This is a genomic window from Dysgonomonas sp. HGC4, assembly GCF_001261715.1.
In the GTDB taxonomy this organism is placed as follows: domain Bacteria; phylum Bacteroidota; class Bacteroidia; order Bacteroidales; family Dysgonomonadaceae; genus Dysgonomonas_A.
This window is the reverse complement of record NZ_CVRU01000070.1, coordinates 1-9,709: the sequence shown is the minus strand read 5'-3', so window position 1 is coordinate 9,709 and position 9,709 is coordinate 1. Positions and strand designations below refer to the sequence as shown.

General features: G+C 35.3%; 6 protein-coding genes. 3 read left to right on the top strand and 3 right to left on the bottom strand.

Features of this window, described 5'->3' with window-relative positions; translation table 11 throughout:
• The first annotated feature begins 399 nt into the window (after positions 1 to 399).
• Complete coding sequence (locus HGC4_RS06570) at positions 400 to 2,229, top strand: SLC13 family permease (RefSeq protein ID WP_050709326.1); 1,830 nt, start codon at positions 400 to 402, stop codon at positions 2,227 to 2,229.
• Positions 2,230 to 2,327: 98 nt separating this feature from the next.
• On the opposite strand, the gene HGC4_RS06565 is transcribed toward HGC4_RS06570, so the two are convergent.
• Entirely contained in the window at positions 2,328 to 3,863 is a 1,536-nt protein-coding gene (locus HGC4_RS06565; RefSeq protein WP_082204098.1) for a TlpA family protein disulfide reductase, read from the bottom strand.
• 188 nt (positions 3,864 to 4,051) lie between these two features.
• On the opposite strand from HGC4_RS06565, the gene HGC4_RS06560 reads away from it, so the two are divergent.
• The gene (locus HGC4_RS06560; RefSeq protein WP_050709324.1) at positions 4,052 to 5,416 is read left to right on the top strand and encodes a nucleobase:cation symporter-2 family protein; all 1,365 of its coding nucleotides are present in this window, start codon (positions 4,052 to 4,054) and stop codon (positions 5,414 to 5,416) included.
• A 109-nt stretch (positions 5,417 to 5,525) separates the two neighbouring features.
• Positions 5,526 to 6,095, top strand: a complete 570-nt coding sequence (gene xpt, locus HGC4_RS06555; protein WP_050709323.1) for a xanthine phosphoribosyltransferase — start codon at positions 5,526 to 5,528, stop codon at positions 6,093 to 6,095.
• Between the two features lie 33 nt (positions 6,096 to 6,128).
• On the opposite strand, the gene menA is transcribed toward xpt, so the two are convergent.
• Together menA and HGC4_RS06545 are read right to left on the bottom strand one after the other, a co-directional pair.
• The gene (gene menA, locus HGC4_RS06550; RefSeq protein ID WP_050709322.1) at positions 6,129 to 7,034 is read right to left on the bottom strand and encodes a 1,4-dihydroxy-2-naphthoate octaprenyltransferase; all 906 of its coding nucleotides are present in this window, start codon (positions 7,032 to 7,034) and stop codon (positions 6,129 to 6,131) included.
• 46 nt (positions 7,035 to 7,080) lie between these two features.
• Positions 7,081 to 9,519, bottom strand: coding sequence for a DUF5686 and carboxypeptidase regulatory-like domain-containing protein (locus HGC4_RS06545; RefSeq protein ID WP_050709321.1), 2,439 nt, complete (start codon positions 9,517 to 9,519; stop codon positions 7,081 to 7,083).
• Positions 9,520 to 9,709 lie beyond the last annotated feature (190 nt).

The window sequence follows — 9,709 nt, the reverse complement described above, 5'->3', positions numbered from 1 at the left end:
TATCCTTCATATCTTATATTACTTTCTATCTACTGTTATATACATATTTAAGACGCGTATTTGCTTATAAACAAATTCGGTCTTTTATTTCATTCTGTATATACTCTTACAAAATCTTTGCCAAAGATATAAAATTTAGCGAAATTTAAAGTTTACGGGCTTTCTATGACACGTACAAAGTTGTTATCTTTGTGTGCTTTCAACAGGGAGAGTTTTTTAGGTTATTGAAGGTTTTGGATTTTGTATTGTTTAATTTATAGAGATAGGCTTTGACTTGTTTCTTATAACATTCGAAGGCTGATCTATATTATTTAAATAATAAACAATAACTATTTTATATTACTTAATTTAGAACATAAACAGGTATTAATTATGACATTGAATGAGATTTTTACCCCGATGAATATCACACTGATTATACTTTTTGTATCGTCAGCATTTTTTATGAGTGGAAAAGTAAGATCAGACTTAGTTGCAATGTGTGCACTATTGGCGTTGGTACTTACTAATATAATAACTCCTGTGGAGGCTTTGTCGGGCTTTTCTAGTTCTATTGTATTAATGATGGTAGGCTTATTTATTGTAGGAGGAGGAATCTTCCGCACGGGGCTTGCAAAACTTATCAGTTCTAAGATACTGCGTCTGGCAGGCAATAGCGAGAGCAAGTTATTTGTTTTGGTGATGTTGGTAACGGCTTCTATTGGAGCTTTTGTTAGTAATACAGGAACTGTGGCGGTGATGATGCCTATTGTAGTAAGTATTGCAGTGAGTGCGAATATCAGTCCACGCCGATTTCTTATGCCATTGGCTTTTGCGAGTAGTATGGGTATATTAACTTTGATTGCTACTCCTCCCAACTTAATTATAAGCGAAGAATTACAGAAAAACGGATATGATGCTCTTAGCTTCTTTTCGTTTACCCCCGTGGGTTTGATCTGTTTAGGGATAGGAATAATAGTTTTGTATTTTCTGAGCAAATTTTTTTTATCGAAAGACGATAGAGATGGTGATGAAAAACGAAAAGGCAAAACTCTGGATGATTTAGCAGATGAATATCAACTGCATAAGCTTACACATTTAAGCCTTCCCGAACATTCGGATATGATTGGTAAGAGCTTAAGAGAACTTTCTATACCAAGTCTTTATAATATAAGTGTTGTAACTGTTGAAAAGATTGTAAACGCATCTCGATTCAATAAAAGCGTGAATGAGGTTGTTGCAGGTCCAAATACGGTCATCGAAAGAGGAGACATACTGGTATGTTATGGTAAAAAAAGTAATTTGAATCGTTTTATCGAAGAAAAAGAATTGACTTTGGTAGAGAAAGAAGGTGCAGGAAAAGATATTTTCGACTTTAAGGATATTGGTATTGCCGAAGTATTTATTATGCCCAATTCGAAACTAGTGAATCGTACTATTATAGATGCTCACTTTCGCGATGAGTTTAACGTAAATATTCTAGGTATTCAACGCAATAATGAATATAAGATGAGCGATTTGCAGAAAGAGAAATTACATTCGGGTGATGCTCTTCTTATTCAAGGTACATGGGGTGATATTGCAAGCTTAGGTAATCGTCAGGAAGATTTGGTACTTGTAGGTCAACCTTTGGAAGAAGCTGCAAAAGTAACGCTCGATCATAAAGCTCCTGTGGCGGCTATTATTATGGTGTTGATGGTCATTGCTATGGTTACTAATATAGTAGCTCCCGTTATTGCAGTTCTCACTGCTGCTGTAATGATGGTTATTACAGGCTGTCTTCGTAATATGGAAGAAGCCTATAAAAATATAAATTGGGAAAGTGTGGTTCTTATTGCAGGTATGATGCCTATGGCAGTTGCTTTTGAGCAAACCGGAGCTGCAGGTATTATATCGGGCACTTTGGTGGATGGTTTAGGACCTTATGGCCCTTATGCACTATTGGCAGGTATTTACTTTGGAACTTCTATGCTTACCATGTTTATTAGTAATACGGCAACAGCTCTGCTTTTTGCACCTATTGGTATGCAGGCGGCTGTAAATATGGGGGTGAGTCCTTATCCGTTTATGTTTGCCGTAGCTGTTGCAGCTAGTATGTGTTTTGCATCGCCGTTTTCTACTGCTCCCAATGCATTGGTTATGTCAGCAGGTAAATATAAATTTATGGATTATATCAGAGTTGGTTTACCCTTGCAGCTAATTATGGGTATTGTTATGATTATAGCATTACCATTGTTATTCCCGTTTTAAGGTAAGCTGAATTCATTTATAATTCCTTACTATATATAATAAGAAAGGCTATTTATACTGTATAAATAGCCTTTCTTATGCTTTAATGAGTATTCTGCTTAAGGTAGCAGTTGCTCTATCATTGTCTTCATCTCGTTTGTTCCCGGGTAGCCCGAAAATTGCTTCTCTAATTTACCATTAATATCATAAAGCTGATAAGTTGGTATTCCTATAAAATCAAAGCTATCCTGAAGAGACTTCCATTCGCCTTTGGTAAGGTAATAATGTTCGCCTCCTATTCCTTTAATCTTGTCTTTCCATAAATTAAGAGGAGAGGATGTATTGGTTATATATAAGAATACAATATCTTTATTCTTATAACTATCTTTCGCTTCTCTGAATTCTTTCATCGCTGCCAAACAAGGTCCGCACCAAGTTGCCCAAAAATCTACTAAAACAACTTTCCCTTTATATTGGTTGATAATAGCAGGCATCAATTCTTTTTGAGGGACGGCTGGTGTTTCTTTAATAACCGGATTACTGTTGTATTGAGCTACTTTCATAATATCCTCATTCTTCTTCAATAGTATTTTTGTAATTTCCTTATTCTTAAAGTAGCTTTTGATATTTTCAATTTGTTTATCTGATAAAGGTTGTACTTCATTCTCGAACTGTGCAATATAAGCATTGACAGCTAACATGTCATAAAACAAACCTCTGTTTGTGCCGATTAAGTCTGTCATTATAGCTTTCACCTCTTTTAGCCATTCATCTACGGGGGAGTCTTTTATTAGAGGTATGTTTAATGTTTCATTAAATAGTATGTCTTTTAGCACTCTCGGGTAGTCTGTATTGTACAGATACTGGGGATCATTGAGGTTGAAGTCTTTTAAAAAAGTAAAATAAGATTTATCTAGTTTTTGTGGAGTAAACTCTTTGGGATCTCCTTTGTCCTTGAAGTTTTCATAGTTGGTGGTCATGTAGGCATTGTAATTAAGAAGGTATCCTGCCAGGCTGATTAACTTGAATTCGTTCATTCCAAAATTTTGGGTGCTTTTTGATAAAGTGGAATCATTCGCTATAATGTCTAATGTTTTTTCCATCTTTTGAATTGTAATACGGACAAAATCTATGGGAGGCATTTTATAATAAGATGAATAATTACTCTGAGATTCCATTATCATCATTTGATTTATCGCATCTCCGAAATTCAAGACATCATTGGGTGTTAATTCAATTCTGCTTGAAATATTTACTTCTACATTTTTATCGTCCTTTTTTGTTATTGTCAGTTTTGTTTCTTCTTCTGAAGCCAGGCCGATAATAAAGCGATTGCTGAGTGTTTCTGAACTAATAACACCAATTAAAAAATTCGATTCCATTGGGACTTCAAAACTGAAACTTCCATCTTTATTCAGGTATGTTTCTAACATACTGGGTTCTCCTGTTACCGGGTTTGGAACACGTAGCCATATAATCGGTTTTTCATCGCCATCTTTTAGTTGTAGATTAGTAATTGATCCCGTTACCTTAGCTGTACCCATCATTATCTTGGGTTCAGGAAATTTGTCTTTGTTTGTAGATGTACAAGATAAAAAGGCTATGCAAATTCCCATAATTAGTATTTGCTTGAATAAAAAAAGGTTACTTCTCATATAATATTGTTTTGGTTCATTGAGTAGATTTGTTTTGTTGCTTAAGGTATAAAAGTATGAAAATAATTTAATATTGTGTACTCTGCTTATCTCTTGAAAAATAATAGATCAATAATTGTTTAACAGCGCCAAAAGTATACGATAAAGATTATATTTTAATTATCTTTAGCAAATTTTTTAAATCAACTATGTCTGCAATCATCGAAGAAGGGTTGGATGAAATGATTCTGCCTATCCAAAAAACCGATCTGATTTATCAGATTGAAGATCGCCCGCCTTTCAAAGAGGCTGTGTTTATAGCTTTCCAGCATTTGTTAGCCATTTTTGTCGCGATAGTGACTCCTCCGTTAATAATTGCCGCCAGCTTAGGTCTGGATAAGGAGACGACGAGTTTTCTGGTTTCAATGGCTCTCTTAGCCTCTGGTATTTCAACCTTTATTCAATGTAGACGTATAGGACCTTTGGGTTGTGGCTTGCTCTGTGTACAAGGGACAAGCTTTTCTTTTATAGGGGCATTAACTGCTAGTTTTCATGGTATGGGTATTGCAGCACTTCCTGTTATATTTGGAGTGTGTATTGCAGGTGCTCCTGTGGAAATGGTTGTAAGTAGAATATTAAAATATACTCAAAAAATAATAACTCCACTTGTTTCGGGTATTGTCGTTACCATGATCGGACTTAGCCTTATCAAAGTTGGTATTACTGCATGTGGTGGTGGTTTTGGAGCTATTGAAAATGGAACTTTTGGAAGCTATCAAAATTTAGGTCTTGCAGGTATGGTCTTGGTATCTATCTTGATCTTTAATAGCTTTAGAAATAAATATGTACGTATGTGTTCCATTGTGTTAGGACTTCTATTAGGCTATGTTGTTTCTTATTTCATGGGACTGATTGATTTTTCGCAACTGGGAACTCTTGGCATGATTAATATACCTACTCCATTTAAATATGGATTAGGGTTTGATCTGTCAGCCTTCATAGCAGTAGCTCTTATATACTTTATTACTTCTATTGAAGCGATGGGAGATATTACAGCCAATTCGATGATTGGTGGAGAACCTATTAAAGGTGAGAAATTTGTGAAACGTGTTCAAGGAGGTGTTATGGCTGATGGTTTTAATTCAGTTGTTGCGGGTGTCTTCAATTCGTTTCCTAATTCGATTTTTGCTCAAAATAACGGACTTATTCAACTTACAGGTGTTGCTAGCCGATATGTTGGTTATTATATAGCAGGTTTTTTAATTTTATTGAGTGCTTTTCCTTTTATTGGAGGACTTTTCTCTTTAATGCCCGAGCCTGTTCTTGGTGGAGCTACATTGTTGATGTTTGGTACAGTTGCCGCTTCGGGGGTACGTATCATTGCATCACAAGATATAGACCGAAAAGCAATATTAGTATTAGCTGTTAGTTTTGCTTGCGGTTTAGGAGTAGAGCTTGCGCCTGATATTTTAATACAAATGCCCGATTGGGTGAAAGGTATATTCTCGTCGGGAATTACTACGGGAGGATTAGTTGCTATTATAGCAAACATTGTTATCAGAATAAAAGAATAAGGTCTGAGACCTTATGAATACTTTGGCAAGTATAACGGCTTTAGTTTGTTATAATTTTAAGATGCATAATTAGATACTTTCAGTTACTTAAATATAAAGAGGGAAGACCATGAAATTATTAAAAGACAGAATACTAAAAGACGGAAAAAGCTTTGATGGAGGAATATTAAAGGTAGATAGCTTTATTAACCATCAAATGGATCCGATATTGATGAAATCGATAGGAGTAGAATTTGTACGTCGTTTTGGAAATCTTCCTATCAATAAAATTGTTACTATTGAAGCAAGTGGTATTGCTCCTGCTATAATGTTGGGTTATCTGCTCGAATTACCTGTAGTTTTTGTAAAGAAAGCAAAACCTAAGACAATGGATAGAATGATAACTTCTCAGGTGTATTCGTTTACTAAGGATATTACTTATGATGTTTGTGTAAGCAGCGATTTTCTGACTCCTGATGATACAGTTGTATTTATAGACGACTTCTTGGCAAATGGTCACGCAGCTATTGGTGTAAAAGATCTTGTGGAAAAAGCTGGTGCTACATTAGCAGGTATGGGCTTTATTATCGAGAAAAGTTTTCAAGATGGAGGTAAGCGTCTTCGTGAGCAGCATATTCATGTTGAATCATTGGTGCGCATCAAGAGTTTAGGAAATGATAGAATAGAATTTGAAGAATAGGCTTATATTTAAGTCTATTTAATTTCCTGTATTTTACAAATTAATACAAACTGCAAAAGCGACAGATAGAATGAAAGCTGATAGAGAAGTAAACTTCAAGTAAGGATCAAGCAGTCGATTATCAGTGTTTTTGTATATGTTTCGAAGAATAATAAGGAAGGGTATAAAGAATACCATATATAAGTATTGATAGCAATTGGTACTATATATTATACTATATGCTATAAAGCAAAGTATTCCACCGAGGGAGAGGAAAGTATGGTATAACTTTGCACCTCTCAGTCCTAAATGGATGGCTAAAGTCATCTTTCCTGAATTGCGATCGTTTTCCATGTCTCGCATATTATTGACGTTAAGTACTGCGGCTGTAAACATTCCCAAACCAATAGCAGGTAACCAAGGCTGAAATGTCATTTCGTGTAAGTGTAGAAAGTATGTTCCCACAACGGCTACAGGACCAAAGAACACAAACGAGAAAATATCACCAAACCCTTTATATCCGTATGGATTCTTTCCGGCAGTATATTTTATTGCTGCCCATATAGATGCTATTCCTAGAAGAAGGAGTAGTATAATATATATGATATTGATAAATTGTGATGCTTCGTATATTAATGCTGCACCTACCAGCATCGAAGCTAAAATGGCTATGCCAATGGCAACCTTCATTTGATGAGGAGTAATAGCTCCACTTTGTACGGTGCGGGTAGGGCCTACTCGTTGCCCTGTTATATCTGTTCCATGTTGAAAATCTCCCAGATCATTGGCTAGATTGGAAAGTAGTTGAAGAAGTGTTGCAGTCAATATCGTAAGTACGCATATACTAATACTAAAGTGCCCGCTACTATAAGCCATGCCATTTGCACAAATAGTGGAGGCAACGGCAAGAAATAAAGTTCGGGGACGTAGTGCCGAAATCCAATGTTTTAAGGAAGCCATATTCTTTGTTTTTGCAAAGATAAAAATTTAAACCCGAAGATATTCTCTAATCCTTATCAAGAATTGCTTTTAAGTTAAACGATAACCGTATACCAAAGGCATCATAATTTCCTTTGCGGAAAGAGGTGAAAGCTCCTACATTAACAAGATTAATTAAGTCTACCGAATATCCAATTTCGGTATACAGATTGAGATCAGGGGTATATAAGTTCTTGAAATGTAAGTTTTCGGTCATAGGAAGTGATTGTAGAAAAGATAATCGCTTCAATAATAAATATTGACTTTGATAATTGAATTGCGATCTAATCCAATAACGATTGGTTGATGCTTCGTAATTACCGAGTAGGGTATATGTGTCAAACGGAAAATCGGTCAATGAGTATTTTCTTGATGTATTGAAATGTTGATAATCTGCAAAGTGAGTTCTACTGGTACTTCCTAAAAAGCTTCCCCCTTCTACCAAATAATCGATATCATTGAAATAGCTTATTTTTATTTTCTGGGAGATACTTCCTTGTAGCTTTCTATATCTTGAATTGTTTTTGAGCCACGATGAAAATCCTTCATTATATTCGACTGTGAATGTGGGTGAGGTAATTTTCCGATACACTTTTCGCCCTTTATATATAGAGTAGTATGCGTATGGAGAATAGGTGAGCTTAACGGAATAAGAAACAGCATCGAAACGATCGTCTGGATATAAGTTTGGTTTGATTTTGTCTTTATTACCCCAAATACCCCAATCGCTATGATTGGAGAGACTTGACCGTTTTGCAATTTCAAAACCTGTTGTCAGTTGTAAGCCATTAGCTAAATCAATACTGTTTTGAGTATTGACGAAATCTTTCTGATAAAAATAACTATCACTCTTTCTAAATAGAGCAGAACTAACGGTATTATCGAGGCGTGAGATACCATTGGGGTTGAAATCTTCCGAAATAGATGCTGCCGAAATATTCAGTTTTCCGAGTTTTAGAGGGGCATAAATAAATGCCAGATCACTTCCATAAAGAATCTCTTTTCGTCCGGTAGTATAATATGCATAAGGCGATATTGTAAGCTTTCTATTCTCGTTGAATCGTATATTCATTTTAGCCCTTTGTCCGAGCCATACGCCATCAACAAAGTTATATTCACGAAAAGCACGGATCAGTCCACCATATTCGAAATTAATACGTGCAGTATCACTGCCTACGCGTCCTCCCATTACAATATCAAACGGTTTGAAAGTGGGAGAGTGGTATTCTTTCTTCAAAGAGTCTACATATTGTTGTATAGAATCTTTTTTCTGATAACTACGAATTTCGGTGCTGTCAAGAGCGATTGTTCTGATTTTGTCCCAGTACGATAAATCTCTTTTGGTAGCCATACTATCGGTGATGGTAGTATAAAGAGTGTCTCTTTTTATTTCGAAATTTCGTTTTGTTGTTTTTTTCTTCGATAGTTGTTTGACTATCTCTTTGTTGACCTCAATATCTGTATATTTTAACGATGAGAAATAATTCATCGTACCACTTGTTCCTAAGATATCAAACTTCCCCGTTAGTGAGTAAGATATGGGCAGATATACCTGAAGAGAAACCTCTTCGTACGATATTACAAAATCTTGTTTCATACCGAATATATCGTGAGAAAGTTCTGCATATTGAACGTGCCATGTATCATCTGCTATATATAGGTAACCATCAATTAGTTGAGGGTTTTTGTATTTAGCTTCAAACTTTATTTTATTTATAGTCATCCCATTTTCCTCATTAAAGCCTTCGTATTTATATCTGTAATATTTGAAGGCATCTTTGTTGAGGGGTGATATATTTTGATTGAGTAATGGGGAATATATAGAAGCATTCATTATTCTGAAAGATTCTTTCGGGTCGAAATTATCAGGAATAGTACTCGAAAATGCTTTTACTGTCTGTGTATACTTTTCGGGAGCTACGAATTGAAGTTCATTAAAAGATTCTTGCAAAAACACATTGTTTTTAAAGTCTGAGATTTTCAAACCATCTTCCGAAGCCAGTTTGTCAATAAGTTTCGATACTGTGAAAAGCTCCATGTTGGCTTTTATATACACATCGGCAGTGTATTTGTTTGCTGCACTGAGATGGCGTGGTGCTTCTGCTATTGCTTTTCGGATGATCGCATAGGCAGGATCTTCGGTGTTGGTTATGGTAACTTCTTTCAATTCATAGGCATCCTCTTCCATAATAATGTGGAGGTCAATCGGATTGTTCTTTACTTCTATTGTCCGTAAAACGGGTTTATAGCCTAGGCAGCGGAAGGTGATATTGTATGTTCCATTGGAGAGAGTTGTTTGAAACTCGCCTTTCTCATCGCATATAAGACCTTGGTTTATCTCCTTTATGAAGATATTGCTGCCGTATAATGGCTGTTGTTTTTTATCTGTTATTTTCCCCGTAAAATTCTGAGAGAATAGAGTTTGTGATAATAATATAGAGAGAAGGATAAGGTGTAATTTGTACATTCCGAATAGCTGTTAATTAACAAAGACTTTAGTCTGTCTCTTTTAAGCAAATATATAATGAAATTTTATATCTCGAAATCGTTTGTAATCAAATACAGCAAATTAATTGACAGATAGTATTCCAACTTATTATTTATTGTTATTTTTGTATCATTATGGTCTTAGACCTTTTTTATTGCTTGGGTACGTA

What these genes read in the sequence shown, in the direction of transcription:
- HGC4_RS06570 (WP_050709326.1), top strand. Translation starts at nt 400, where the DNA reads ATGAATATCACACTGATTATACTTTTTGTATCGTCAGCATTTTTTATG.
- HGC4_RS06565 (WP_082204098.1), bottom strand. Translation starts at nt 3,863, where the DNA reads ATGAGAAGTAACCTTTTTTTATTCAAGCAAATACTAATTATGGGAATT.
- HGC4_RS06560 (WP_050709324.1), top strand. Translation starts at nt 4,052, where the DNA reads ATGTCTGCAATCATCGAAGAAGGGTTGGATGAAATGATTCTGCCTATC.
- xpt (WP_050709323.1), top strand. Translation starts at nt 5,526, where the DNA reads ATGAAATTATTAAAAGACAGAATACTAAAAGACGGAAAAAGCTTTGAT.
- menA (WP_050709322.1), bottom strand. Translation starts at nt 7,034, where the DNA reads ATGGCTTCCTTAAAACATTGGATTTCGGCACTACGTCCCCGAACTTTA.
- HGC4_RS06545 (WP_050709321.1), bottom strand. Translation starts at nt 9,519, where the DNA reads ATGTACAAATTACACCTTATCCTTCTCTCTATATTATTATCACAAACT.